This is a genomic window from Microbulbifer halophilus, from assembly GCF_026183675.1.
Classification (GTDB): domain Bacteria; phylum Pseudomonadota; class Gammaproteobacteria; order Pseudomonadales; family Cellvibrionaceae; genus Microbulbifer; species Microbulbifer halophilus.
Map to the genome: position 1 here is coordinate 16582 of NZ_JAPIVK010000013.1, position 25656 is coordinate 42237.

Sequence of the window (25656 nt, forward strand, 5' to 3'; positions counted from 1 at the left end):
ATAATGGCGGGCCCCCGGTCCCCTGCTATTCTGCCACTAGACAATTCAGCCTTAGATAACAATAACCAGAGGCAGTAGCGATGAGTGACCAAACCAATCCGTCCCGCGGCTGGCGCTGGGGGCCTTTCACATTCTGCGTACCATTCCTGCACCTGAAGTTTGTTCCCTCGCAGGTGATCCAGGGCCTGGTGGTGGCCGGCAGTACCAGCATGATCATGGCGCCGGTGATGATCGGCTACTTCGGTCTCAGCTTCCAGGAGGCGGTGGCGCTGATCCTGGTGGCCAATTCGCTACTCGCGGCGTCCTTCATTTTCTTCGGCGACGCCTTTGCTCCGGGAATGCTGACACCGGCCTTCCCCCTGGCGCTGACCTTTATCGTCAGCGGCTACCCCGAGGGGCCGGAGCGATTCCAGGCGATGACGGCGCTGTCGCTGTGTCTCGCCGCAATCGCCGTATTTTTCAGTCTCACAGGACTGTCGAAGCGGGTGATGGCATCGATACCGGGCACCCTGAAGGCCGCTATCATTTTCGGTGCCGCCATCTCGGCGCTGGACCGGGTGTTCGTCAAGGATGTGGAGCTGTTCCAGACGCACCCGGCCAGTGCCTGTACCGCGCTCGCCGTGGCACTGCTGTTTACCTTTTCCACGCCTATCCAGCAGTTGCGCGGCCGCAGCCGGCTGATCGATTCCATCTGCACCCTGGGACTCCTGCCCGGCTTTGTCGCCGCCGCGCTGGTGGGCATGGCGGTGGGCGAAATCCAGTTCGATATCCAATGGGGCTGGCTGATTCCGCCGATGGGGGACATGATGGCCAAGGCCTCGCCGCTGTATATCGGCTGGCCGCCGCTGGCCATGTACCTGGAAGTGTTGCCGCTGGCGTTCGTGGCCTATGTGATCGTGTTCGGCGACTTCGTCACCGGCACGGAGATGATCCGCAACGCCCAGGGCGCGCGCCCGGACGACCCCGTCGAAACCAACTTCGAGCGCACCCAGCTCAACCTGGCGGTGCGCAACGGTATTTCCGCGGTACTGGCGCCGCTGTTTCCCTACCAGGGTGTGCTCTGGACCGGCGTCCACGCGGTGGTGGTCGGGGTGTGGAAATCCGGCCGCGACAAGATGGCGGACCTGCGCAGCGGTATTGCCTCCTACTACTGCTTCGGCATTCCGCTGATTTACGTCTGCTGGCCCATGATCAGCCTGATCCGGCCGCTGATGGAAATTGCCCTGATGCTCACACTCGCACTTACCGCCTTCGCCTGTTTCATGGTGGCGGCACCGCTGGTGAAGAAACCGCTGGAAATGGTCTGTGCGCTGGTGATCGGCTATATACTGGCGATGTTCGACGTCTGGATCGCCATTGCCGTGGCGGCCTTTCTGCTGGTGGCGGTCAACGGCAATCTGCCCCGCTGGGGCAAACGCGAGGCCCCGGCCCCGGAAGCCACCGAAAACTGACTCCCCTGCCGGGAACGCCGAGCCCCGGCTCGGCATCCCCCGGGACCGCGGAGCTCCGGCTCCGCAAACGGGCCGCAGGCCCGCCCCTCCCCATATACATCCCGCCCCCAATTCGCTATAACTCCCACAAATTCCCCGGTCGGCAACCCCATGCAGCAAGCCATCACCGGCTATCACCGCGACGATGAAAACCACTGGGTGGCGCAACTCGCCTGTGGCCACAACCAGCATGTGCGACACGATCCGCCCTGGCAGAACCGCCCCTGGGTGACCACAGAAACGGGGCGCGAATCCATGCTCGGCCACCGCCTGAATTGCAAAAAGTGCGACGAAAACGCGCCGCCGGACCGGCCCGACGAGGTACAACACTGATGGCAACAATCTGGGTCGACGCCGACGCCTGCCCGGTGGTGATCAAGGAAATCCTGTTCCGCGCCGCCGAACGCACCAGCACGCCCATGACGCTGGTGGCCAACCAGCCGGTGCGCGTGCCGCCGTCGCGCTTTATTCGCTCCGTACAGGTCACCGCCGGCTACGATGTGGCCGACAATGAAATCGTGCAGCGCTGCGAAGCCGACGACCTGGTGATCACCAGCGATATACCGCTGGCCGCCGAGGTGATCGACAAGGGCGCAACCGCCCTCAGCCCCCGCGGCGAGCGCCACACCAGAGCGAATATCCGCGCGCGGCTGAACATGCGCGATTTTATGGATACCATGCGTGCCAGTGGCCTGCACACCGGCGGTCCGCCGGCGCTGAACCAGCAGGATCGCAAGGCGTTTGCCGACCAACTGGACAAGTGGCTGGCGGCCAGCCGCCGCAAATCCTGAGAGCGTTCTGATGGAACTGGTCACCGCCACAGAAGAGCATCTACGGACCCTGATGAACTGGCTGCCGGACGAGCGCGCCTGCCTGCAGTGGGGCGGGCCGGCATTCCGCTACCCATTCAGCGAACAGACTTTTCTGCAGGATTGCCGCTGGACTGAACTGCCCAGCTACAGACTGGTCGACGATAACGGCACGACGCTCGCTTTCGGCCAGTACTACCGGCGGCTCGACCGCTGCCACCTGGGACGCCTGATCGTGTCGCCCGCACACCGCGGGGCCGGCGTCGGCCGGACACTGGTGACCGAGCTGATCCGGTGCGGCTGTGCGGATCTGGGTGTCGGTGAGTGCTCGCTGTTCGTGCTCAAGGACAATACCGTCGCGAAAGCCCTGTACGGTAAACTCGGTTTCGAGTTCGCCCACTACCCCGGTTCAGCGGAGTGGTTGGAAGTCTGCGATTATATGGTTGCACCGGCAGAGGTTTTTACCCGATATGGCTGAATTGATGGAACCGAAAACCGACCGCCTGCTGCTGCGCCAGTGGCGCGATGCCGACCGCGCCCCATTCGCGACCATGTGCGCCGACCCGCAGGTGATGGAATATTTCCCGTCGACCCTGGACCGCGCTGCCAGCGATGCCACGGTGGATCGCCAGATCGCCCATATCGATGAACACGGCTGGGGCTTCTGGGCCGCCGAGCGCCTCGAAGACGGTGCCTTTATCGGTTTCGTGGGCCTGAAACACGCGCCGGCGGAACTGCCGTTCGCGCCCTGCGTGGAAATCGGCTGGCGTCTCGCCGTTCCCTACTGGGGCAGCGGCTACGCCGTGGAGGCCGCGCGGGAGACGCTGCGCGTGGCGTTCGATGCACTGCAACTGCCGGAGATCGTCTCGTTTGCCACAGTACAGAATACGCGCTCGCGCAGGGTCATGGAGCGTCTGCACATGCGCGAGGAGCCACAGGTTTTCGACCACCCGCTACTGCCGGCGGACAGCCCGCTGCGGCGCCACTGCCTCTACCGGCTGACGGCCGCCGAGTGGCGGGAGCAGCGATAAACGGCAATCAATGAAAGGCGAGGGACAATGCCGACCGATCATCTGCCCAGGCAGTGCCTGGGTTTCTTCCCCACACCGCTGATGCCGCTGCGCAGACTCACGGAACAGTTCGGCGGCCCGCAGCTCACTATCAAGCGCGACGACCAGACCGGCCTGGCCCTGGGCGGCAACAAGACCCGCAAGCTGGAATTTATTCTCGCCGACGCGCTGGCCGCCGGTGCCGACACCATCGTCACCGCCGGTGCGGCGCAGTCCAATCACTGCCGCCAGACCGCCGCCGCGGCGGCGACGCTGGGGCTCGAGTGCCACCTGGTGCTCGGCGGCCACGAACCGGCGGCCGCCAGCGGCAACCTGTTGCTGGACCAGTTGTTCGGCACTCATATCCACTGGACCGGCGCCCATCGCAAGGGCGAGGATATTCCGGATATCGTCGACTACCTGAAAAGCGCCGGCAAAAATCCCTATGTGGTGCCCTACGGCGGCTCCAGCGAACTGGGGGCGCTGAGTTTCGTCGCTGCCCTGAAAGAACTGGACAGCCAGTGCCGCGAGTACCATCTCTCCTTCAGCCATATCGTCTTCGCCTCCAGCTCCGGCGGTACCCACGCCGGTATGATGCTGGGCAAAAAAATGCTGGCACAGGACTGTGAAATACTGGGAATTAACATCGACAAAGGCGAGAGCGGCGAGACACCATTCGCGCAGCATATCCTCGAGCTGGCCAACCGCAGCGCAGCGTTGATCGGCAGCGATTTCCGCTTCGACGAAAAGGAACTGAACCTGAACGACGACTATATCGGCGGCGGATACGGCGTGGTCGGCGATGCGGAAAGAGAGGCGATTGAGCTGCTGGCGCGCACCGAGGGCATACTGCTGGACCCGGTCTACACCGGCCGCGCCATGGCCGGACTGATCGACCTGCTGCGCCGGAAAAAATTCAGCGACACCGACCGCGTACTTTTCTGGCACACCGGCGGCGCGCCGGCGCTGTTTGCCTACGCCGAAACACTGAATATTTCCGCACCGCCACCGATCTGACGGGGAACCGTCGGAGAACAGGTCACTCGAATACCTTTTCAGGACAAGAGCCGATAAAAGATGACCGGAAAAACAAAGCTGTTGGCGATAACCATGCTGCTCGGGCTGACCGCGGCCCAGGCCGAGACCATCAATCCCCTGCCGCAAATCCAGGCCTATGAGGTGCCGGAAGCCTGGCGCCAGCCGGTGAAACCGCTGCGTATTGCCGACAATACCTGGCAGATAGGCACGGCCGAACTGACCTCGCTGCTGCTGAAAACCACAGACGGCGCTATCCTGATCGACGGCGGTATGCCCCAGGCGGCCGAGCACCTGCTCGCCAATATGAAAAAGCTGGGGGTGGCGCCGGCGGACCTGAAACTGATTCTGCACAGCCACGCCCACGGCGATCACACGGGGCCACTGGCGTCGATCAAGCGCACCACCGGCGCGCAACTGGTCAGCAACGCTGAATCCGCCGTGCTGATGGCCCGCGGCGGTGCCGACGATATTCACTTCGGTGACGGCATTCTGTATCCGCCGGTGCAGGCGGACCGCCTGGTACAGGACGGCGAGAAAATCCAGCTCGGCGAACTGAAACTGAAGGCCCATTTTATTCCCGGCCACACACCGGGCAGCCTGGCCTGGACCTGGCGCGATGGTCGCGATGGTAAAACCGTGGATATCGCCTATGTCGACAGCCTTACCGCGCCCGGATACCGACTGCTCGACAATCCCCGCTACCCGAAGATCGTCGAAGACTACCGTGAGACATTTGAAACCGTGCGCGCACTGCCCTGCGACCTGTTGCTGACCCCGCATCCCGGTGCCAGCGGTTGGGTTTACAAAGGGACCGCGGTACAGGAAGAGCAGGTCGATTGTCACGCCTATGTAAACAGCGCGGAAAAGAAATTCGAGCAACAGCTGGCGGAACCATGAAAAACAGCCGGTAAAGTCGCTGTGCGCACCGACAGTTTGTAGCCCGTATCGGCGCAGGATACCTTTAATGCAGATGTCATATCGCGGCTGTTTAACAGCCTCCATAGGCAGGAAAACGGGAGAATGGGCACCATGCGCCAGTTGGCAGGCAAGTCGATCGCGCTAATTACAGCCATTGTCATCGGTTTGGGTTCGATTGTGCCGAGCCAGGTTATCGCGAGCGATCTGGGAAAAAAGAGTGACAGGGAGCGGGGCCACAGTGTTCAGCTCGGTCCGCGCCCACAGTATCTCGTCAACGATATGGAAGAGGGCGCACTCAAGGAAGAGTTGCAGGCCTGCCTGGACAAAAAGCCGAAGCGCACACTTTTTTCCATCGGCCACCGCGGCGCACCCATGCAGTTTCCCGAGCACACCAGGGAATCCTATGAGGCCGGCTACCGCATGGGTGCCGGTATCCTCGAGTGCGATGTGACTTTCACCCGGGACAAGGAACTCGTGTGCCGCCACGCGCAGAATGACCTCGCCACCACCACCAACATCCTGCTGACCGATCTAGCCGACACCTGCGTCAAGCCGTTCACGCCGGCGGTGATTGCCGATGACGGCAGCCTGGTATCGCCCGCATCCGCGGAGTGTCGCACCAGCGAGATCACCCTGACCGAGTTCAGGTCGCTGCGGGGCAAGATGGATGCATTCAATCCGCGAGCACAGACGCCGGAGGAGTTCGTCGACGGCACGGCGGACTGGCGCACCGATTTGTACTCGGGCCCCGACAGCGGGACGCTGATGACCCACGCCGAAAGCATCGCGCTGTTCAGGAAGCTGGGCGTGAAGATGACGCCCGAGCTGAAGGCGCCGAGTGTCGAGATGCCGTTCGACGGTTTCACCCAGGAAGATTTTGCCCGCAAGATGATCGACGAGTATCGGGCAGCCGGTGTCCCGGCCCGGGATGTGTATCCGCAGTCTTTCAACCGGGACGATGTCCTCTACTGGATCGATAACGACCCCGCGTTTGGCCGGCAGGCGGTGTACCTGGAAGATGCGGGCTCCCCGGGCGAACTGCCGGACCTGGCCGAGCTCAACGAAGACAGGGCCAGTGGCATCAACATAGTGGCTCCGCCTATCTTTGCCCTGCTCGCGCTGGATGCGGATAACAACCTGGTGCCATCCGAGTACGCGGAAAATCTCAAAGAATCGGGTTTTGGCATCATTGCCTGGTCACTGGAACGCTCCGGAATGCTCGCCGACGGCGACAACGGTTTTTATTACCAGACTATCGATGAAGCCATCTCCCGCGAGGGCGATGTGATGGAAGTGATCGACACCCTGGCGCGGGACGTCGGCGTCAGCGGGATATTCTCCGACTGGCCCGCCACCGTCAGCTTTTACGCGAGCTGCGTCAAGCCGAGCCGGAACCGGACTCACAGACGGCGTTGACCCCGGGTCAGGTTTCGGCTGACTGCCTCCGGGCCAGGCTGCGGTGGTAGGCCACAAAATCTCCGCAATCTGCCCTGCACCGTACGGGAACCGATTGAGAGCCGCTGACTCGGAAAGCGGAGCCCTCCGGGATAATGACTAATCGAGTGGGTTGGGGAATGTCCAGCCGCGCTATTGACTCCTGTTACGCCGGTGGCAATATGGTTGTCCTTCAAAGCTACGCCAAGGATAAGGACGACTGGCTATGAACTCCGAAAATCTCTATATATCGAAGGAAGACCTATACCGACTAGGGAACTCCACTTCCTCCCGCCTATCAGCAGTGAGACCCCGCGAAATAAACACGATAACCGTCAACGACGTAGAAGTCATCGTGGCCGATGGGAACGGCGTCAGCCTGTTCAATCGGGCAGGGCTTGAGAAGAGCCCGTTGTCAGGCTGGGTGTGGGAGATTCGTAGCGGAACAACCTTCCCGCCGGGGCTCAAACTCGTAGAGCGTGGTTCGAAAGGGCACCACATGCTGGCGCCGACTCACAATATGCCCCTGAACCAGTACATAGGATTACTGGAACAAGTGGCAATCCAGTGTCGAAAAGTATTCAAGAGGCAGGCCTAAATGCGCGAACTTGAACTCAAGGTAGACCGAAGCACCTTTAACCTACTCTGGGTGTCGCTCCACGCAAGGGAGACAGCACTACTAAAGCTGGTAGAGAAATACGGTGAGGACTCCGACGAGGGGGCTGACGCTCTCAACGATATCATAGCTTTGCGTTTGTATAAGGAGGAGCTAAAGGAGCAAGGCGAAAAGGTGTTCGACGCCAACGCATTTATTGTCAGCGACGCCACCTACTAAACATCGTGCAGGTCACACAACTCGACCGCTATAAAAAAGCCCCGACAGCATAAACCATCGGGGCTGGCAAGTGGATATGTGTTCCCGATTTAATCTTCGCCAGTAATGGCCGGACTGTCACAGGGCAGCCACTGATCAGGCTCTGCAGCACACTCCTTCTTATAGGTACCATCGGGATACCCTGTGGTTCGCTTTGCCCTGTACAGGTCATCGTCATAATGAATTCAGTGCGTAGTTTCCGATGGGCTTACAAGGGAAATCCTGTTTCCACTGAATTCGTATACTTCGTAAACGCCGCCGAAAACCTTATGTTCCAGCGCATTGAATTCATGGCTATCATTGCGCTTGCAACATAAGGTGATGTAGTAGAGCGAATGCCGGTCGACAACCATCAATACCCGGAATGTTCGATCCGCGAACTGCGCGGCCAGAGCCTTTCCGAGATTGATGGTCAGCTCCCTGGCGATACAGGGCAGTAAATCCTCCGTTTCGAATTGGTTGCCAATGAAATGTCCGTACAGCTTGTCAAGCTCTTCGAAATGAGGGGAGGTCTTCAGGAGCTGCATGAGCTCTATTCTGTTTTCCATCTCCTCAGATAAGTTTCCCTCGGAGAGCGGGCGGTCTCGTTCGATATCCAGGAAAACCGAATCTCCATGGGTGATAAACGCCGGGGAAAATCCCTCGATGACCTTACTGAAATCTCCTACCTTGAGATCAGTGGTGGGTGGATTCTCGGCCTCCTCTCTCATCTTTAAATTCCACAACGCATCTTCAACTGCCTGGGCTTCGGAAGCTTCGACTATTTCAATCGCGACCCTGGAAAAGGTTTCAGGGTTGTTCAGGGGCTTGATGTTCTTCAGGAAGTCACTTGCCGAGATTTCGCCCGCATTCAGGGTCAGGGCGCAATGCCGGGAGTCGAAAAAGTCTCTCAGGGGCTGGTCTTTCAGGGAGGCTTGCAGGGCTAGAATGACGGTGGAGCGAATTTCTTCATGCGCCTCCCTTATGAGCTGGTAATAATCTTCCGAGATGCTCCCCTTGGGCCACGATTTAGGGGCATAGAGCGGGTCGATGCTGTCAAAAAAATCGCGTATGTGATCTAGCGCAGCCTCTGTCTCGGGCATCATGGATTCAAGTTTCTCCTCTGCGTGGTGGGGTGAGTCACAGGGGCTCCAGCGCAGGGTGACTTTCAGGTCTTCTTCATCCGCCGGAGAATGTCTCGCACTTACCCCAGCCGAATGAGCCAGCCCCTCTTCGGATGCATAGGTCGGGCAGAGATAGCTCCAGCTTCCGGCGGAATAGTAAAGACCCAGGGAGTAAATCCGAAGATGGCTGTTTTGCTCTATGATTTCCTGAAAGGATTTTCGGCTCTCTGTCTCCACGCATTGATGCAGGGTTTCCAGAAGTTTTTTGAATTCGGTCTGGAAATTTCCGGGTTTCGGTAGCGGTGAGTTTATGCTGATAATTCGATTCTCCAATTTTCAAGCTTTACGTCGAGAGATCTGCCGGCAGTTGCCGGCGATCCAGATTGCGGTAGGCCAGCGCCTCCGCAATCTGTCCCGAACCGATCTTTTCTTCTCCTGCCAGGTCCGCTAGCGTGCGCGCCACTTTGAGCACCCGGTGGTAGCTGCGCGCCGACAGGCCCAGTTGTTCCACCGACTGCCGCAACAGCGCCTGCTCGCTTTTGCCCAGCGCGCAGAAGCGATCCAGTTCCGCACCCTGCAACTGCGCATTGATCTTATCCTGGCGCTGCAACTGCCGATCCCGAGCCTGTATCACCCGCTCGCGTACGGTCGCCGAGGATTCCCCGGCCGGCGCATCCTGCAACTGGCTCGCGGTCATGTTCGCCACTTCCACCTGCATATCGATGCGGTCCAGCAGCGGTCCGGACAGTTTGTTGCGGTAGCGGTCTATCTGGTCCGGGGTGCAGCGGCAGCGGGGTTCACCCAGGTAGCCGCAGGGGCAGGGGTTCATGGCACCCACCAGCTGGAAGTGGGCCGGGAAGGTAACCTGGGCGCGGGCGCGGGAGATGCGCACCTCGCCGTTTTCCAACGGTTCGCGCAGAATTTCCAGCGCGTGGCGGGGAAACTCGGGCATTTCGTCCAGAAACAGCACGCCGCGGTGGGCCAGGGATATTTCCCCGGGGCGCGGGTTGCTGCCGCCGCCCACCAGCGCGGTGGGCGAGGCGGAGTGGTGTGGGGCACGGAAGGGGCGCTGCAGCAGCCGCGGCAGGCCGGCACTGGAGTAGACGGCGGCGACGTCGATCAGCTCGCGCCTTGCCAGCGGCGGCAGTATACCGGGCAGGCGGCTGGCGAGCATGGTTTTGCCGGTGCCGGGCGGACCGTAGAAAAGCAGGTTGTGGTTGCCGGCCGCGGCCACTTCCAGTGCGCGCCGCGCCTTTAACTGGCCGCGCACGTCCGCCAGGTCGGCGCAGGTGGGAGCCGTCTCTTTCGTCTCGCTTGTCGCCGCGGGCATGGCTTCCCGCTGGTGGAGTTCGGCACAGACCTGCAGCAGCGATTCCGCGATCCTGACCTCGCCGCCGGCCAGCGCTGCCTCGCCGCCGCTATCCCGCGGTACCACCAGCCGGCGCTCCGCGTCACCGCAGGCGATGGCGGCGGGCAGGGCGCCGCTGACGTCGCGCAGGGCGCCGGTCAGTGCCAGCTCGCCGATAAATTCGTAGTGAGCCAGCGGCTCGTCGGGCACCTGTCCGGACGCCGCGAGTATGCCGATGGCGATCGCCAGGTCGTAGCGGCCGCCCTCCTTGGGCAGGTCTGCCGGTGCCAGGTTGACAGTGATGCGCCGCTGCGGGAATTCGAAGTGGCTGTTGACCAGCGCGCTGCGCACCCGGTCGCGGCTCTCGCGCACCGCTGCCTCGGGCAGGCCGACGATGTGGAAGGCGGGGAGACCGTTGGCCAGGTGGGTTTCGACGGTGACCTGGGGGGCATCGACACCCAGTTGGGCGCGACTGTAGGTAACGGAGAGACTCAAAACGGCATCCTTGGCTCTTTTCCTCTTCCCTGAGGGGCTGTCCGGTCAGTCGCCGGGGGGATTCCCTTTTTCCCGCTCGGCGAGGGCCTGTTCCAGTACCTCCACCTGCGCCTCGACCCGGGCCAGTTTCTCCCGCGTGCGCTGCAGGATCTCCGCCTGGGTATCGAATTCGCGCTGCGACACCAGCGGCAGTCTACCCAGGGCCACGGCCAGGGCATCGCGCAGATCGCTGGTGACCACTGCCCCCTGTTGTTGCAGTTCGCGCAATAAATCTTGCAGTTTGTCCGCCGACACCGGCAATCCCTCACTAAAAATGGGCTCTTTACTGATCGCCGATTGTACCCGCGCCGACGGCAACACTAAAGCCGCGCCGTATTTTGTCCGCCCGCGAGCGCTGGCGACCGAAGTTTGCGCTGGTGCCCCGGCGGGGTGCTCCGCATTGGTTCATCAGCGCCAAATGGTTCACCACTTCTGTGCATGCTCCGGGTGCCTGTCCCATTCTGGTGCGCAGTGTCTGGCGGAGTCCCCTTCCCCCGCCTTTCGGAACCGCTCCGGACGACCGCTAAACCGTTGATTTTTCATTAAATTGCAAAGTTGGCATCAAGCCTGCACTAAACCCTGTGCAGCTTGGTGCATGTGTTCCTGCGCGGACTGTCACCTGCCGCCGGGCCCGATATGCCCACAAGGCGAAACGAGAGCGGCCGCCGCCAATCCGCAGTGGCCGGCCCCCCGAAGCGGATTGCGGGCTGCAACGAATAATAAATTGACGACGAGACACGACGGGTCACAGAGACCGAGGAGAATAAAGGTGAACACAACGATGAATAAGATCGCTGCAGTTATGGCGAGCGGGGCGTTTGCCCTGGGCATGGCCTCCGCAACACACGCGGTCGAGGGCGGCTTTTCCGCCAGCGGCAACCTGGGTGTGGTAACCGACTACAAATTCCGCGGTATTTCCCAGAGCGATGGCGGCGCGGCGGTGCAGGGCGGCGTCGACCTTGATTTCGGCAACGGTGTTTACCTGGGCACCTGGGCCTCCCAGGTGGACTTCGCCTACGGTGCCGATGAAACCGACTACGAGCAGGACATCTACGGCGGCTACGCCGGTGAGGTCAGCGACACCGTCAGCTACGACGTCGGCTACATCTATTACGCCTATCACGGCAGTGACTGGGACGAGGACTACCAGGAAGTCTACGGCAGCGTCAGCGTGTCCGACCTGACCCTGGGCCTGGCCTACTCCGACGACTACTGGGCGGAGACCGGCACCTTCTATTACCCCTACGCCGAGTACAGCTTCGCCCTGCCGGCGGACCTGAGTCTGGATCTGCACCTGGGCGCGAACATGTTCGACGATGTCGCCTTCCTGTCGGACGGTTCGGATTCCTATATCGACTACTCGGTTTCCGTGGGCAGGGACTTCGGCGGCCTGAACCTGAGTGCGTCGCTGGTGGGTACCGATGCCAGTGAAGAGGAGTGCTGGGACACCGACTGGTGTGAGGCGTCCGTGATCGCCGGAGCCACCTACAGCTGGTAACGGGTCGGCCCTGCTCGCCGCAGTGGGGCCACATTACTATGGGGGAGCACCAATGAAACTGGTCACCGCAATCATAAAACCTTTCAAGCTCGACGCGGTGCGCGACGCCCTGGCCGAGGCCGGTGTCAACGGTATCACCGTCAGCGAGGTGAAAGGCTTTGGGCGGCAGAAGGGGCATACCGAGCTCTATCGCGGAGCCGAGTATGTGGTCGACTTCCTGCCCAAAACCATGCTGCAGATCGCTGTGGAAGACAGCCAGCTGGACACCGTGCTGGAGGCCGTGGGGAGTGGCGCGCAAAGCGGCAAGATCGGCGACGGGAAGATTTTTGTCTCCGGCCTGGAGCAGGTTGTGCGCATCCGTACCGGCGAGACCGGCGCGGAGGCGATTTAAACGGCGGCTTTAACATTAATTTTGAGTTCGCCGAAAACAGATAAATAAGTTCTCAAAACTTTCGGGATTGAACGGAGCGAAAGATGGAAAATCAAGTTTTTCAATTGCAGTACGCAATTGATACGTTTTATTTCCTCGTGTGCGGCGCGTTGGTCATGTGGATGGCCGCGGGCTTTTCCATGCTGGAAGCCGGCCTGGTGCGCTCGAAGAACACCACTGAAATTCTCACCAAAAACGTCTCGCTGTTTGCGATCGCCTGTGTGATGTACCTGATCAGCGGCTACGCGATCATGTACGACGGCGGTTGGTTGCTGAACGGTATCGATGCCTTCAGCCTGGAAAGCGTGCTGTCAGATTCGGCCGAGGCCGGCTTCGATGGCGGTTCCGTCTATTCCGGTGCTTCGGATTTCTTCTTCCAGGTGGTGTTCGTGGCCACGGCCATGTCCATCGTCTCCGGTGCCGTGGCGGAGCGCATGAAGCTGTGGAGCTTCCTGGTCTTTGCTGTAGTGCTGACCGGCTTCATCTACCCGCTGGAAGGTTCCTGGACCTGGGGCAGCGCCGATGTCTTCGGCATGTACAACCTGGGTGACCTGGGCTTCTCCGACTTTGCCGGTTCCGGCATCGTGCACATGGCGGGCGCCGCAGCAGCCCTGGCCGGCGTGTTGCTGCTGGGCGCGCGCAAGGGCAAGTACGGCCCCAACGGCGAAGTCTACGCCATCCCGGGTGCCAACCTGCCGCTGGCGACCCTGGGTACCTTTATCCTGTGGATGGGCTGGTTCGGCTTTAACGGCGGTTCCGTACTGAAGCTGGGCGACGCCGCCAGTGCCCACTCGGTGGCCGTAGTGTTCCTGAATACCAATACCGCGGCTGCCGGTGGCGCCATCGCCGCGCTGGTCACTGCGCGTATTCTGTTCGGCAAGGCCGACCTGACCATGTTGCTGAACGGCGCCCTGGCCGGGCTGGTGGCGATCACCGCGGAGCCATCCACGCCGACGCCGTTGCAGGCGACCCTGTTCGGCGCCCTGGGCGGTGTACTGGTGGTTTTCTCCATCGTCACCCTGGACAAGCTGAAGATCGACGATCCGGTGGGCGCCATTTCCGTGCACGGTGTGGTCGGTTTCCTCGGCCTGATGCTGGTGCCGGTCACCAATCCGTTGACCGAGGACGGCGGCGCTAGTTTTTCCGGCCAGCTGATCGGCGCCGTCACCATCTTCGCCTGGGTCTTCGCCGCATCCTTCGCCGTGTGGTTCCTGCTCAAGACCATCACCGGTATCCGTGTCAGCGACGAAGAAGAGCAGGAAGGTGTTGACTTGGTGGAATGCGGAATGGAAGCTTACCCCGAGTTTATGAGCAACTGAGCCTGCTCATTGAGGTGGGAGCCAGCCGCCGCAGGTGCGGGGCCCGCTCCCACAAGACCGCGAACAACCCAGAGCCTCATAAAAGGGGATAGTGCAAAATGAAATTGATAACGGCTGTGGTAAAGCCCTTCAAGCTGGATGACGTGCGCACCGCGCTTTCCGAAGTGGGCGTACAGGGCATGACAGTGACCGAGGTCAAAGGTTTTGGCCGCCAGAAGGGCCACACTGAACTCTATCGCGGCGCCGAGTACGTGGTGGACTTTCTACCCAAGGTGAAGCTGGAACTGGCCGTGGATGACGGCATGGTGGATGGCGCCGTGGAAGCCATCACCAAGGCCGCCCAGACCGGCAAGATCGGCGACGGCAAAATCTTCATCACGGCGTTGGAAGAAGTGATCCGTATTCGCACCGGCGAGACCGGCAGCGAAGCGGTTTAAGTTGCCCGCGACGTCGCAGTGTGCGGTGGAGGTCAAGACTGCCGCGCACCGCCGAAAGCCCCTTCCGGGGCTTTTTCTGTTTCCGGGGCGGCAAAAAATATCGCCGGCCCCCCTGATTCCCCTCTGTCCTGGCAGGATTCACCCGGCTGTTGTTGGCGCAAAATTGCCTTTCTGCACAATTTATAACCAAGTGCAATAAATTGGCGCTATTCCGCAACAAAAAACTCTACGCGCGATACCGCGATCCGCTGGCGATGCGGCTGCACAGTGCCTATATATTATTCGCCGCGACTTACCGGGAGCGCCGGACGGCGAATCGCATTCGGCCCGTTCGGGAAAGCCCGGTCCGGGCGGCACAGGGGTACTTCCTCTGTAACAGGAGTAGCAGTTACAGGGTTTCGATTATGAAAGATGGTTATCAGGAAAACGGCAGCAACACTCGCAACAAGGATACCGAGGACTTTGCCGAGGAGCGCAGTATCACTTCCCGCCAGCGCGCCCGGAGCCGATTGAACTCCGAAATCGAGGAGTTTCTCGCCCGGGGTGGCGCCATCAATGAGGTAGACCCGGAAATCACCGCCGATCCGCCGCGCAAACCGCAGCCCAAGTACGGCAGCCGGCCGATCTAGCGCGATTATCTGCATTGGGTTTCTAGTAGAGCCAGCCCTTCTGCCGGGCGATGCGTGCGGCTTCGATGCGGTTGTGTGCACCCAGCTTGCCGATGGCTCCGGACAGGTAATTGCGCACCGTGCCCTCGCTCAGGCACAGGCGGTCGGCGATACCGGCGGTGTTGCAGCCCTCGGCGGCGAGTTGCAGAGCGCGGCGCTCCTTGGTGGTCAGCGGATCGGTTTCGCCGAGGGCGTCGAGCATCAACTCCGGATCGAGTGTCCGGCGACCGGCAGCGGCCCGGCGGATGGCGTCTGCCAGCTGTTCGCTGGGAGCGTCTTTGAGCAGGAAGGCGTCCACACCCAGGTCGACAGCGCGCCGGATATAGCCGCCGCGGTTGAAGGTGGTGACGATCACCCGGCGGCAGTCGGGCCAGCGCCGTTGGACCGTCTCCGCGAGCGACAGGCCGCTGACGCCGGGTAGTTCGATGTCGCAGATCAATACATCCACCGGCTGCCGCTGCAGCAGCGCCAGCGCCTCTTCGGCGGTGGCCACATCGCCGACCACGCGGAAATCCTCCTCCAGTTCCAGCAGCGCCTTCAGTGCGCCGCGCACCATGTGCTGGTCCTCGGCGATCAGGAGATCAAGCGGATTCAAGGGTGTCCTCCAGTGGCAGGGTCACTTCCAGTTGCACGCCGCCGATGGCGCGGTATTGCATTTCGCCACCCAGTTCCCGCGCCCGCTCGCGGATACCCAGCAGGCCGTTGCCTTCGCGGACGGAGGCGGTGTCGCCGTTGTCGGCGACCCGCAACAGCAGGTGGTGTCCCTCCCGCCGGCAGGTGAGGTGGACACGGTCGCCGTTGGAGTGGCGCTGGATATTGGTGCAGGCCTCGAGGAAAATCATCGCCGCCGCGGACTCGATCCGCGCCGGCAGTGCCGTCGCGGTCCACTCTATTTCCACCGCGAATCCCCGCTCCCGCAGCCACTGCCGGAGGCGTTCCAGTTCCGCTCCCAGCTCGCGCCGGTGGTAGCCGGCGATGGCCTCGCGGGCCTGGGCCAGCGCGGCGCGGGCGAGCCCCTGTACCTCGGTGACCTGGCACCGCGCCTGCTCCAGCGACAGGGGGCTGGAGCAGGCCCGCGCCAGCAGGCGTTCGGCCAGCTCCGATTTGAGCGCGATGCTGGACAGGTTGTGGCCGATCACATCGTGCATGTCCCGCGCAATGCGCTCGCGCTCCGCCACGGCGGCCAGGCGCTCTATCTCTTCGCGGTCGCGGAGTTTCTGCCGTGTGGCCTCGCTGCGCACCCGGTCCAGCATTCCCATGGCGGCCACTGCGACCGACACCAGGCTGGCGGGGAGCCAGAGGGCCGGAGACAGCGACAGCCACCAGCTCTCCAGGCCCAGTAGCGCCAGTACGGCGGCGAGATGCCAGGCCGCCGACCGGCCGGGAAGCAGGTTGCCGGAAAAGGCCGCCGCGTAGATGAACATTGCGCTGGCGCCGTCGTTGAATGGTGCTTCCACCAGGGCCACCAGCAGCACCAGCCAGATATAGGGGGCGGGGGTTGCGGTGCGAAAGAGACGGAAATAGGCCCAGAGGAAGAGCCCCAGCCCCACGGCGAAGAGCAGCCACTCGCCGCCCCCCATGGGAGCGGCGAATGGCCGGATCAGGTAGAAGCCGAGAAAGATCAGCCACACCCAGGGGGCGTAGCGGTGGTATCCCGGCGGGGCCTGGTCTTGCATCTATCCTTCCGTCTCCTCGAGCAGGCCCGCCGCCCAGCGGTATTCCGGGCGGGCGGCCAGGGCGTTGCGCCAGCTCTGTTCGGCATCCGCGGTGCGACCCAGCTCCCGCTGTGTCAGGCCCTGCCAGGTCAGTGCCTCGGCCAGGCCCCAGTCCGCCGTGGCGCCGCCGCGGCCGGAGCGATACAGTGAGACGGCGCGCGCGAAGGTCTCGAGCGCTTCGCGCTTGTCGCCGCCGAAGGCGCCCGGGGTGTGGAACAGGGAGATCCCCTTGGCCAGTTGCGCCAGGGGATTTTCCCCATCCAGTGCCAGTGCGTGTTGCACCATCTTGTGACTCCTGGGGCCGTAGCGCATCGCCGACAGGGGGCTGAGCGCGATGCGGTAGCCGTAGACCATCGCCAACAGCGCCGTCGCATCGCTGTTGCGATCCGCGGGCGGTTCGGCTTCGAGCCGCTTCGCGGCCCGGTCCAGCGCCTTTTCCGCGCCCGCCTCATCGTTGAGGTGGCGGGCGATCGCCAGGCGGTAGCCGGCGTAGGCATTGCGGTAGTTGTCTTGCGTTTTTTCCCGCAGGGAGGCGAGGCGCTGGGTATCCAGGTGGTTGAATGCCTCTTCGACGGCGGCGTCGGGCGAGGCTGCCGCGGCGAGGTTCGCACCCAGGGCGCAGCCCAGCGCAGTTGCGACGATTAACTGACGAGGTGTTTTCATGAGCGGACTCCGTGTCTGTGGGTTTTCCGGCTGTGCCGGAAGTGCCCGCTCAGTATTCTGTGTTGCGCTGTCTGAACCTACTCCCGTTTGTCAGCAGTTTGCAGTGACATTTGTCATCGCTGCTTTGTTTATACGCGTTCCAGCAGGCGCGGCAGCATGCGCTCGAGCACCTCGCCGATATAGGACAGGAACAGGGTGCCGAGGCTGGAGCGGTAGTGCTGTGGATCGCTGGAACCCACCGCGAGAACGCCGAGCTGGTTGGCCAGCGGCACCACCGCGGCGGAGGCCACTTTCCCCGCCTCACGGCCGAACAGGTAGTCCTTCTCCGCCGGGCGCAGTACGCCGCAGACGGTACGGCCGTTGCGCAGGATGGGGCCGATGGCGGTCTCGGCGCCGGCGCGGGAGCTGGTGCGCACATCGCCGGTGGGGCCGTGGCCGTCGGGCAGGGGGCCGAACAGGGTCAGGGCGGTGACCTCCACGCCGAAGTCTTCGCGGAAGCTGCGGTAGAGCGCCTGGCCGGCTTCGCTCACATTTTCCGTTTCCAGCAGCGCCAGGATCAGGCGGCGGCTGTGCAGGAACAGTTGATCGTTGTCGCGGGCGCTGTGCAGCAACTGGTCGAGGCGCTGGCGCATTTCGATATTGCGCTCGCGCAGCAGGTTGGTCTGGTGTGTCATCAGCGACACGGTGCGGCCGTCTTCCCGCGGCAGCTTGATGGTTTCCAGCAGTTCCAGGTGGTCGGCGAAGAATTCTGGGTTCTGGATCAGGTAGCGGGCCACCTGGCGCGCCAGCAGTTTTTTGCTGCGCTGGTCTGTCTGCGTTGCGCTGTCGGGGGATTGGGTGGCGTCGCTTTGATCCGTCATAGTTGCGGCTGTTTTCCGTGGCTTGAACGTAGGTCGGACTTCGCACAGCGCACTCCAACCTGCGAGAAATCTTCAGATAACAATCTGCCCGTGGAACACGGTGGTCGCGGGCCCGGTCATGGTAACCGGCCGATCCGGTCCGCTCCAGTGGATTGTCAGGGTGCCGCCGGGGAGTTGTATCTGCACTTCGTCGTCCACCAGGTCCCGCAGCCGCGCCGCCACCATCGCCGCGCAGGCGCCGGTGCCGCAGGCGCGGGTCTCGCCCACGCCGCGCTCGAACACCCGCAACCGCGCCTGGGTGCGCGACTGGATCTGAAGGAAACCGGCGTTGACCCGCTGGGGAAAGCGTTCGTGGTGCTCGATTTTCGGGCCCAGTGTCTCCACCGGCGCGCTGTCCACGTCGTCTACCAGCAGCACCGCATGGGGGTTGCCCATGGACACGGCGCCGATCAGCCAGGTTTCGCCGTCCACCTCCAGCGGATAGCTCTCGGCGCGGACGTCGGCGGCGAAGGGAATCTGCTCCGGTTCCAGCACCGGCGCGCCCATGTCGACGCTCACCCGGCCGTCGTCGAGCAGGTTCAGCTCCAGTGTGCCGGAGGCGGTTTCCACCAGCAGCCGGTGCTTGCCGGTCAGGCGCCGCTCGCGCACGAAGCGGGCGAAACAGCGGGCGCCGTTGCCGCAGTTCTCCACCTCGCCGCCATCGGCGTTGAAGATGCGGTAGCGGAAGTCGGCGTCCGGTGTGCGCGGCGATTCCACCAGCAATACCTGGTCGCAGCCCACGCCCAGGTGGCGGTCGGCCAGGCGGCGGATCTTTTGCGGTGACAGCTTGATGCGCTGGCTGATGCCGTCGAGCATCACGAAGTCGTTGCCGAGGCCGTGCATCTTGGTGAATCTGAGGCGCATTCCCTTTCTCTTGTATCGTGTGGACAGCCGCGTTTGCCGCCGGCCCACATGGGCCCCGGGACACGGGTCCCGTTTTTAGTTCTTTTCCGGTACCCGACTCTCGCCGCGCACTTGGTCGGCGAGGCTTTCGCGGGCGCGGACCAGGTAGGTCCGCTCGCCGTCCACCAGCACTTCCGCAGCGCGCGGACGGGAATTGTAATTCGAACTCATGGAGAAACCGTAGGCGCCGGTGGAAAGCATCGCCAGCAGCGTGCCCGGCTGCAGCGCCAGCTCACGGCGCTTGCCGAGAAAGTCACCGGTCTCGCAGACGGGGCCGACGATATCCCAACTCTCCACCTCGCCGTTGTCCGGCTCCACGGCGACGATATCCTGCCAGGCCTGGTAGAGGGCCGGGCGCAGGTTGTCGTTCATGGCGGCGTCGACGATGGCGAAGTTGTGTTCCTCGGTGCGCTTGAGGTATTCCACCCGCGTCAGCAGCAGGCCGCCGTTGGCGGCGATGGAACGGCCCGGTTCCAGTACCAGCTCCAGCTTGCGGTCGCCGAGGCGCTCCCGGACCGCGCCCAGGTAATCGCTCACCGGCGGCGGCTCCTCGCCGCGGTAGCGCACACCGAGGCCGCCGCCCAGATCGATGTGCTTGAGGCGGATGCCTTCCTCCGCCAACTGGTCGATCAGCAGCAGCAGGCGATCCAGGGCGTCGAGAAACGGCGCCAGCTCGGTGAGCTGGGAGCCGATATGGCAGTCCACGCCCACGACCTCGAGATGTCCGGACGCCGCCGCGCGCCGGTAGGCGTACACGGCGCTGTCGATGGCGATGCCGAACTTGTTTTCCTTCAGGCCGGTGGAGATATACGGGTGGGTCCTTGCATCCACATCCGGGTTTACCCGCAGGGATACCGGCGCGCGCGCCCCCGTCTCGGCGGCGACGCTTTCCAGGCGGTCCAGCTCCGCGGTGGATTCCACATTGAAACAGTGCACGCCCACTTCCAGCGCGCGGCGCATTTCCTGCGCGGTCTTGCCCACGCCGGAGAAGACCACCCGCGCCGGATCGCCGCCGGCCATCAGCACCCGCTCCAGCTCACCGCCGGAGACGATATCGAAGCCGGCCCCCAGTTGCGCCAGTAGCGACAGGATACCCAGGTTGCTGTTGGCCTTGACCGCATAGCAGATCAGCCCCGGGTGATCGCCCAGGGCATCGGCGTAGGCGCGGTACTGGGTCTCGAAGTACTCGCGGCTGTAGACGTAGGTGGGGGTGCCGAACTGCTCGGCGATCTGTGTCAGGGGTACGTCTTCGGCCCAGAGGCCGCCATCTCGGTAGTGGAAATCGCTCATTTTTCTACTGTGGGCTCCTCGACCGCCGGCTTCTCGCTGTCCCCTCGGGACTCTTCGTTTTCCGGCACTTCGTTCGGGGGTTGTGTTGTCTGCGCCTCGCCCGACGGCGCGGCGGGTTGGGCCGCGGCGCGCGGCGCCGGTTCGGCGGCTTCCTGGGGCAGGTAGAGGGGGCCTTTCTGTCCGCATGCGCTCAGCAATAGGGCCAGGGGGAGGAGCAGAATTTTCGGCATCGACAGCGTCCTGTGCGGGGTTGAACCTGAAGTGGCTGATTCAGGCTAAAAGCCTGTTAGTATACCGGCGTCCTTGAGCGAACACAGTAACAGACGTAACTATGACGGCGAACCAGACGGAATTCGAAGCGGCCATCGAGCGCACGCTGATCGCGATTGAAGATGCCCTCGACGAGTGCGAGTGGGATATCGACTACGAGCGCGCGGACGCGGTGCTGACCCTGACGCTGGAAGACAACGGCAGCCAGGTGATTCTCTCCCGCCAGACCGCCAACAGCGAACTCTGGGTTGCGGCCCGCTCCGGCGGCTACCACCTCAGCTTTGAAAGCCCCGGCTGGAAGTGCACCACCACCGGCGAGGACCTGCCGACACTGCTGGACCGGGTGCTCACCGAGCAGCAGGGCGAGCCGGTTTCCCTAGGCCTGGAATAGGCCCATATCGGGTTACTCTCGTCATTCCGGCGAAGGCCGGAATCCAAGTCCGTAGGGCGCGTCGCGCACCATTGACCGGGCCCGTGGAAGCTGCCGAAGCTCGACCGGTAAGCGGGTTCCGGGTTGGCCCTGCTGCCGGGGGCTGTTTGCTCAACAGCCTCATCGGCACAAATCGGCAGGGCCGAAGGCGCCCGAAGGGCGAGGGGCATGGATGCCCCGAGTCAATCGTTTCCCAAACAGCCCCCGGCAGCAGGGCCTTCACATCTGGCCTCGGAATTCTTTTTCAGCCGTAGGGGGCGCCGGGTCCCGAGTCCCGCAACTCAACGCGCCGCGATCAACTCCTTCGCCCGCCCGCAGGCCGCCCGCACCTGCTCCGGCGCCGTGCCGCCGATATGATCCCGCGCCGCCACGGAACCCTCCAGCGTCAGCACATCGAATACATCCTCACCGATCTGGTCGGAAAACTGCTGCAGCTGCTCCAGGCTCAACTCGGCCAGATCCTTTTCCCGCTCGATAGCGAAGGATACCGACTGGCCGACGATTTCGTGGGCATCGCGGAAGGCCACGCCCTTGCGCACCAGGTAGTCCGCCAGGTCGGTGGCGGTGGAGAAACCCTTCGCCGCGGCCGCGTACATGTTTTCTTTTTTGGCTTTCAGTGCCGGGGCCATATCGGCGAAGGCGCGCAGGCAGTCGAGCGCAGTATCGGCGGCGTCGAACAGCGGTTCCTTGTCCTCCTGGTTGTCCTTGTTGTAGGCCAGCGGCTGGCTCTTCATCAGCGTCAACAGCGAGACCAGGTGGCCGTTGACGCGGCCGGTCTTGCCGCGCACCAGTTCCGGCACGTCCGGGTTTTTCTTCTGCGGCATGATGGAGGAGCCGGTGCAGAAGCGGTCCGGCAGGTCGATGAAATCGAACTGGCTGGAGGTCCACAGCACCAGCTCCTCGCTGGCACGGGATAGATGCGTTAGCAGCAGCGAGGCGAAGGCGCAGAACTCGATGGCGAAGTCGCGATCGCTGACGGAGTCGAGGGAGTTTTCCGTGGGCGCGTCGAAGCCCAGCAGCTCCGCGGTGCGGGCGCGGTCGATCGGGTAGCTGGTGCCGGCCAGCGCGGCGGCGCCCAGCGGCGAGCGGTTGACGCGTTTGCGGCAGTCCATCAACCGCTCGTAGTCGCGGGTGAGCATTTCGTTCCAGGCCAGCAGGTGGTGGCCGAAGGTCACCGGCTGCGCGCTTTGCAGGTGGGTAAAGCCGGGCATGATGGTGTCCGCCTCGCGCTCCGCCAGCTCTACCAGTCCGCTCTGCAGGCGCGTCAGCTCGGCGGCGATCTGGTCGATGCGGCCGCGCAGCCACAGGCGGATATCGGTGGCCACCTGGTCGTTGCGCGAGCGGCCGGTGTGCAGCTTCTTGCCGGTGGCGCCGATGCGGCTTGTCAGCCGCGCCTCGATATTCATATGCACGTCTTCGAGCTCGACGGACCAGGGGAAGTCGCCGGCCTCGATCTCCGCGGCGATGGCCTTCAGGCCGTCGGCGATCTGTCCGTACTCGTCTTCGCTCAGCACGCCCACCTCCGACAGCATCTGCGCGTGGGCCAGGGAGCCGCGGATATCCTCCAGGGCCATGCGCTGGTCGAACATCACCGACGCGGTAAAGCGTTCCACGAAGGCATCGGTGGCTTCACTGAAACGGCCGCCCCAGAGCTTGGCAGCGGGGTTGGCGGAGTTGGAGGAGGCGTTGTCGTTGCTCATGGTATCCCCGAATCGCTGAATGGTAGGGTGAAAGGCCGCACCGGTTGGTGGTATCTTCCCGAGTTTCTGTTCGGGAAAAGCAAGAATAACAAGCGGCATGACATCCCCACAGCCCGCGCGACCGTCGGGCATTATAACGCAGCAAGTTCGCGAAAATGTCGCAGAAGACAAAGATTCTGCGCGTCCGTCCGTTGCGCCCGAATCCCGACCGCCGTTTCTCCCGGATCTGTGCAGTGTTTCCGCGCTGACGGTGCTGGTGCTGATGGGGGAGCTGCTGGCGTTGGTGCTGGCACTGGCGGTGGATGGCCTGCGCGAGTTCAGCTGGCAGCGGCTGGGATTGGTATCCATGACCATCCAGTGGGTGATACTGCCATCGGCGGCGCTGCTGTGCCGGCTGCGCCCGCACTTGGCGCGGATGCCGGCGAGGCTCGCCGGCGGATCGAGTTTCGCCGTCGTACTGGCGGTGATGGTGGCCGTGATGGGGGCCCAGCGCACCTGGTTCGCCACCGTTGCACAGGCGCCGTTTGACTACTGGCGCTGGCTCGGCGACTCCCTGCTGGGCGCCATCTGCGCCGGCGTGGTGCTGCGCTACGCCTATGTGCAGCAGCAACTGCGCAACCAGCAGCGGGCCGAGCTGGGTGCGCGCATCGAGGCGTTGCAGTCGCGTATCCGACCGCATTTTCTGTTCAACAGCATGAACAGCCTCGCCAGCCTCATTGCCATCGACCCGCAGCGCGCCGAGCGGCTGGTGGAGGACCTGTCGGCCCTGTTCCGTGCCAGCCTGGCGGACCCCAAACTGGTGCCCCTCGCACAGGAGTTGTCATTGGCGCGGCGCTACCTGGAGATCGAGGGGTTGCGCCTGGGGGATCGCCTGCAGCAGCGCTGGGATATTGCCGATGGCCTGGAGCGGGTGCAGGTGCCCGGCCTGCTGCTGCAGCCGCTGTTGGAGAATGCAGTCCTGCATGGTGTCGCGCGGTTGCGCGGAGGGGGCGAGATCGTCGTGGGCTTGGCGGTGTCGCGCGGTCATCTGCAATTGACTATCGACAATCCCCTGCCCGGTGAACCCGTCGACAGCGACCGCACCCACAATGGCATGGCGCTGGAGAATATCCGCCAGCGCCTCGCCGCACACTACGGCAGTCGCTATCGGTTTGAACACGGTCGCAATGGCGACCGCTACCGGGTGACGCTGGAGTTGCCGGCAAGGGAAGCAAAAGAATTTGCGGGAGATCGAGCGGAGGTAGCGCCGTGACTTCACTGACAGTACTGATCGTCGACGACGAACCCCTGGCCCGCGCGCGCCTGGCGCGCCAGCTACAGAAGCTGGACGACTGCGAAATGCTGGGCGAGGCGGGGGATGCCGAAGCCGCGTTGCAACAGGTGCGGGAGCTGGCCCCGGACCTGGTGCTGCTGGATATCGAAATGCCCGGTCGCAGCGGTCTGGAACTGGCCGGGGCCCTGTCGGCCCTGGCCGCGCCCCCGGCGATCATCTTCTGCACCGCCCACGACGAATTCGCCGTACCGGCCTTCGCCACTGCCGCCGTGGGCTATCTGCTGAAACCGGTTGCCGTCGAACAGCTGGCCGCGGCGGTGGATAAAGCGCGCCGCCTCAGCAAGCCGCAGCTGAAAGCCGCCGCGGCGAGCGATGTGCAGGCCGAAACCACCGGTCGCCGCCAGATCAAGGCGGTCAGCCGACGCGGGGTGGAACTGGTGCCGGTGGAGTCGGTGCGCTGTTTTGTCGCCGACAGCAAATACGTGGTCGCCCATCACAGCGGCGGCGAGACAATCCTGGACGAATCCCTGAAAGAACTGGAAAACGAGTTCGGCGAGCGCTTCGTGCGGGTGCACCGCAATGCGTTGGTGGCGGTGGCATACATCGCCGGACTGCGGCGGGACGGCGGCAACTACCGGGTATTGCTCGATGGCATCGACGAGCGGCCGCAAGTGAGCCGTCGGCTGCTACCGGGAGTCAGGTCATTGATCGAAGAGATGGTCTGATCGACCGGGTTCCCGGTCGGTGTGCGGGGTGCTCCCTGCGCCCGGCAGGCCAGGTGCATTTCCGAAGCTCAACTGCCACCGGTCACGTCGATAAATGAACCCGTCACATAGGAGGCTTCGTCACCGAGGAGCCAGGCGATGGCATTTGCGATTTCTTCCGGCCGACCGCCGCGACCGAGTGGGATATTGGCCTTTACCCGCTCGATTCTATCCGGCTCGCCGCCGTCGGCGTGCATGTCGGTGTGGATTGGCCCGGGCCTGACGCCGTTGACCCGGATACCTTCGCTGGCGAGTTCCTTCGCCAGGCCGACAGTCATCGAGTCCACCGCGCCCTTGCTGGCGGCGTAGTCGATATATTCGTTGGGTGAACCGGTGCGCGCCGCGCCCGAGGAGACGTTGACGATGGTGCCGCCACTGCCGCCGTGTTTGGTCGACATGCGCCTGATCGCCTCGCGGCAGCAGAGCAGAGTGCCGGTGACATTGGTCTGCAGGATTCTATTGATACGCTCGGCGGTCATATTTTCCGCGCGGGTCTGGGGTAGCAGCATACCGGCGTTGTTGACCAGTGCGGAGAGGTGGCCCAGCTTTTCGTCTGCCTGTGCGAACAATTGTTCGATATCCGACTCCACCGAAATATCCGCCTGCACTGCGATGGCCTCCACGCTGAAAGCGCGCAGCTCACCGAGCAGGGTTTCAGCGGTCCGCTGCCGCTGTCGGTAGCTGATGCAGATATCGTAGCCCCGGCTGGCCAGCAGTCGCGCGGTAGCGGCGCCAATGCCGCGGCTGCCGCCGGTGATCAATGCGGTTTTTTTCATATGAAGTAAGAGACGAGGCGGAAT

Annotated in this window: 30 protein-coding genes; 18 read left to right on the plus strand and 12 right to left on the minus strand. The window is 63.1% G+C overall.

Annotation, left to right across the window (positions count from 1 at the left end):
- The first annotated feature begins 80 nt into the window (after window positions 1-80).
- The 10 genes from OQE62_RS08505 to OQE62_RS08550 all read left to right on the plus strand — a co-directional run bounded on the left by OQE62_RS08505 (window position 81) and on the right by OQE62_RS08550 (window position 7573).
- The gene (locus OQE62_RS08505; protein WP_265721593.1) at window positions 81-1451 is read left to right on the plus strand and encodes a hypothetical protein; all 1371 of its coding nucleotides are present in this window, start codon (window positions 81-83) and stop codon (window positions 1449-1451) included.
- Between the two features lie 150 nt (window positions 1452-1601).
- Window positions 1602-1823, plus strand: coding sequence for a DUF3565 domain-containing protein (locus OQE62_RS08510; protein WP_265721594.1), 222 nt, complete (start codon window positions 1602-1604; stop codon window positions 1821-1823).
- Window positions 1823-2281 (plus strand): YaiI/YqxD family protein, encoded by a 459-nt coding sequence (locus OQE62_RS08515; RefSeq protein WP_265721595.1) that lies wholly within the window; start codon window positions 1823-1825, stop codon window positions 2279-2281. The genes OQE62_RS08510 and OQE62_RS08515 overlap by 1 nt, the downstream gene beginning before the upstream one ends.
- Before the next feature lie 10 nt (window positions 2282-2291).
- Complete coding sequence (locus OQE62_RS08520) at window positions 2292-2777, plus strand: GNAT family N-acetyltransferase (RefSeq protein WP_265721596.1); 486 nt, start codon at window positions 2292-2294, stop codon at window positions 2775-2777.
- Window positions 2770-3330: a GNAT family N-acetyltransferase gene (locus tag OQE62_RS08525; protein WP_265721597.1), complete on the plus strand. Its 561-nt coding sequence runs from the start codon at window positions 2770-2772 to the stop codon at window positions 3328-3330. Before OQE62_RS08520 ends, OQE62_RS08525 begins: the two co-directional genes overlap by 8 nt.
- A gap of 27 nt (window positions 3331-3357) precedes the next feature.
- Window positions 3358-4365, plus strand: coding sequence for a D-cysteine desulfhydrase family protein (locus tag OQE62_RS08530; protein ID WP_265721598.1), 1008 nt, complete (start codon window positions 3358-3360; stop codon window positions 4363-4365).
- Window positions 4366-4425: 60 nt separating this feature from the next.
- Window positions 4426-5283, plus strand: coding sequence for a subclass B3 metallo-beta-lactamase (bla, locus tag OQE62_RS08535; RefSeq protein ID WP_265721599.1), 858 nt, complete (start codon window positions 4426-4428; stop codon window positions 5281-5283).
- Window positions 5284-5415: 132 nt separating this feature from the next.
- Complete coding sequence (locus tag OQE62_RS08540; RefSeq protein ID WP_265721600.1) at window positions 5416-6720, plus strand: glycerophosphodiester phosphodiesterase family protein; 1305 nt, start codon at window positions 5416-5418, stop codon at window positions 6718-6720.
- A 244-nt stretch (window positions 6721-6964) separates the two neighbouring features.
- A complete protein-coding gene (locus OQE62_RS08545; protein ID WP_265721601.1) occupies window positions 6965-7336 on the plus strand; it encodes a Tse2 family ADP-ribosyltransferase toxin in 372 nt (123 codons plus the stop codon).
- Window positions 7337-7573: a hypothetical protein gene (locus OQE62_RS08550; RefSeq protein ID WP_265721602.1), complete on the plus strand. Its 237-nt coding sequence runs from the start codon at window positions 7337-7339 to the stop codon at window positions 7571-7573.
- A gap of 224 nt (window positions 7574-7797) precedes the next feature.
- Here OQE62_RS08550 and OQE62_RS08555 read toward each other — a convergent pair whose 3' ends face one another.
- Genes OQE62_RS08555 through OQE62_RS08565 form a run of 3 tightly spaced genes read right to left on the minus strand, consistent with a single transcriptional unit; the run spans window position 7798 to window position 10852 of the window.
- Window positions 7798-9048, minus strand: a complete 1251-nt coding sequence (locus OQE62_RS08555; protein ID WP_265721603.1) for a hypothetical protein — start codon at window positions 9046-9048, stop codon at window positions 7798-7800.
- A gap of 10 nt (window positions 9049-9058) precedes the next feature.
- Entirely contained in the window at window positions 9059-10558 is a 1500-nt protein-coding gene (locus OQE62_RS08560; protein WP_265721604.1) for a YifB family Mg chelatase-like AAA ATPase, read from the minus strand.
- Window positions 10559-10603: 45 nt separating this feature from the next.
- The gene (locus OQE62_RS08565) at window positions 10604-10852 is read right to left on the minus strand and encodes an accessory factor UbiK family protein (protein ID WP_265721605.1); all 249 of its coding nucleotides are present in this window, start codon (window positions 10850-10852) and stop codon (window positions 10604-10606) included.
- Window positions 10853-11378: 526 nt separating this feature from the next.
- Here OQE62_RS08565 and OQE62_RS08570 point away from each other — a divergent pair.
- The 5 genes from OQE62_RS08570 to OQE62_RS08590 all read left to right on the plus strand — a co-directional run bounded on the left by OQE62_RS08570 (window position 11379) and on the right by OQE62_RS08590 (window position 14910).
- Window positions 11379-12095, plus strand: coding sequence for a TorF family putative porin (locus OQE62_RS08570; RefSeq protein ID WP_265721606.1), 717 nt, complete (start codon window positions 11379-11381; stop codon window positions 12093-12095).
- 52 nt (window positions 12096-12147) lie between these two features.
- Window positions 12148-12486 carry a P-II family nitrogen regulator gene (locus tag OQE62_RS08575; RefSeq protein ID WP_265721607.1) on the plus strand — a complete coding sequence of 113 codons (339 nt, stop codon included), beginning with the start codon at window positions 12148-12150 and terminating at the stop codon, window positions 12484-12486.
- 83 nt (window positions 12487-12569) lie between these two features.
- Window positions 12570-13844: an ammonium transporter gene (locus OQE62_RS08580; protein ID WP_265721608.1), complete on the plus strand. Its 1275-nt coding sequence runs from the start codon at window positions 12570-12572 to the stop codon at window positions 13842-13844.
- A gap of 98 nt (window positions 13845-13942) precedes the next feature.
- The gene (locus OQE62_RS08585; protein WP_265721609.1) at window positions 13943-14281 is read left to right on the plus strand and encodes a P-II family nitrogen regulator; all 339 of its coding nucleotides are present in this window, start codon (window positions 13943-13945) and stop codon (window positions 14279-14281) included.
- Between the two features lie 404 nt (window positions 14282-14685).
- A complete protein-coding gene (locus tag OQE62_RS08590; protein WP_265721610.1) occupies window positions 14686-14910 on the plus strand; it encodes a hypothetical protein in 225 nt (74 codons plus the stop codon).
- A gap of 22 nt (window positions 14911-14932) precedes the next feature.
- Here the strand turns inward: OQE62_RS08590 and OQE62_RS08595 are convergent, their stop codons facing one another.
- The 7 genes from OQE62_RS08595 to lptM form a co-directional block, all read right to left on the minus strand.
- The gene (locus tag OQE62_RS08595) at window positions 14933-15544 is read right to left on the minus strand and encodes a response regulator transcription factor (protein ID WP_265721611.1); all 612 of its coding nucleotides are present in this window, start codon (window positions 15542-15544) and stop codon (window positions 14933-14935) included.
- Complete coding sequence (locus tag OQE62_RS08600; protein ID WP_265721612.1) at window positions 15531-16625, minus strand: sensor histidine kinase; 1095 nt, start codon at window positions 16623-16625, stop codon at window positions 15531-15533. The genes OQE62_RS08595 and OQE62_RS08600 overlap by 14 nt, the downstream gene beginning before the upstream one ends.
- The gene (locus OQE62_RS08605; protein ID WP_265721613.1) at window positions 16626-17327 is read right to left on the minus strand and encodes a tetratricopeptide repeat protein; all 702 of its coding nucleotides are present in this window, start codon (window positions 17325-17327) and stop codon (window positions 16626-16628) included.
- A gap of 128 nt (window positions 17328-17455) precedes the next feature.
- The gene (locus OQE62_RS08610; protein ID WP_265721614.1) at window positions 17456-18187 is read right to left on the minus strand and encodes a DUF484 family protein; all 732 of its coding nucleotides are present in this window, start codon (window positions 18185-18187) and stop codon (window positions 17456-17458) included.
- A 72-nt stretch (window positions 18188-18259) separates the two neighbouring features.
- Window positions 18260-19090, minus strand: coding sequence for a diaminopimelate epimerase (gene dapF, locus OQE62_RS08615; RefSeq protein ID WP_265721615.1), 831 nt, complete (start codon window positions 19088-19090; stop codon window positions 18260-18262).
- A 75-nt stretch (window positions 19091-19165) separates the two neighbouring features.
- A complete protein-coding gene (gene lysA, locus OQE62_RS08620; protein ID WP_265721616.1) occupies window positions 19166-20419 on the minus strand; it encodes a diaminopimelate decarboxylase in 1254 nt (417 codons plus the stop codon).
- Entirely contained in the window at window positions 20416-20649 is a 234-nt protein-coding gene (gene lptM, locus OQE62_RS08625; protein ID WP_265721617.1) for an LPS translocon maturation chaperone LptM, read from the minus strand. The genes lysA and lptM overlap by 4 nt, the downstream gene beginning before the upstream one ends.
- A gap of 101 nt (window positions 20650-20750) precedes the next feature.
- Between lptM and cyaY the strand changes: the two genes are divergently transcribed.
- The gene (gene cyaY / locus OQE62_RS08630) at window positions 20751-21080 is read left to right on the plus strand and encodes an iron donor protein CyaY (protein ID WP_265721618.1); all 330 of its coding nucleotides are present in this window, start codon (window positions 20751-20753) and stop codon (window positions 21078-21080) included.
- A gap of 320 nt (window positions 21081-21400) precedes the next feature.
- Here the strand turns inward: cyaY and argH are convergent, their stop codons facing one another.
- Complete coding sequence (gene argH / locus OQE62_RS08635; protein WP_265721619.1) at window positions 21401-22819, minus strand: argininosuccinate lyase; 1419 nt, start codon at window positions 22817-22819, stop codon at window positions 21401-21403.
- 97 nt (window positions 22820-22916) lie between these two features.
- Here argH and OQE62_RS08640 point away from each other — a divergent pair, with 97 nt between their 5' ends.
- Window positions 22917-24071 carry a sensor histidine kinase gene (locus tag OQE62_RS08640; protein WP_265721620.1) on the plus strand — a complete coding sequence of 385 codons (1155 nt, stop codon included), beginning with the start codon at window positions 22917-22919 and terminating at the stop codon, window positions 24069-24071.
- The gene (locus tag OQE62_RS08645) at window positions 24068-24817 is read left to right on the plus strand and encodes a LytR/AlgR family response regulator transcription factor (protein ID WP_377535351.1); all 750 of its coding nucleotides are present in this window, start codon (window positions 24068-24070) and stop codon (window positions 24815-24817) included. The genes OQE62_RS08640 and OQE62_RS08645 overlap by 4 nt, the downstream gene beginning before the upstream one ends.
- 68 nt (window positions 24818-24885) lie before the next feature.
- Here the strand turns inward: OQE62_RS08645 and OQE62_RS08650 are convergent, their stop codons facing one another.
- Window positions 24886-25632 (minus strand): SDR family oxidoreductase, encoded by a 747-nt coding sequence (locus OQE62_RS08650; protein WP_265721621.1) that lies wholly within the window; start codon window positions 25630-25632, stop codon window positions 24886-24888.
- Window positions 25633-25656 lie beyond the last annotated feature (24 nt).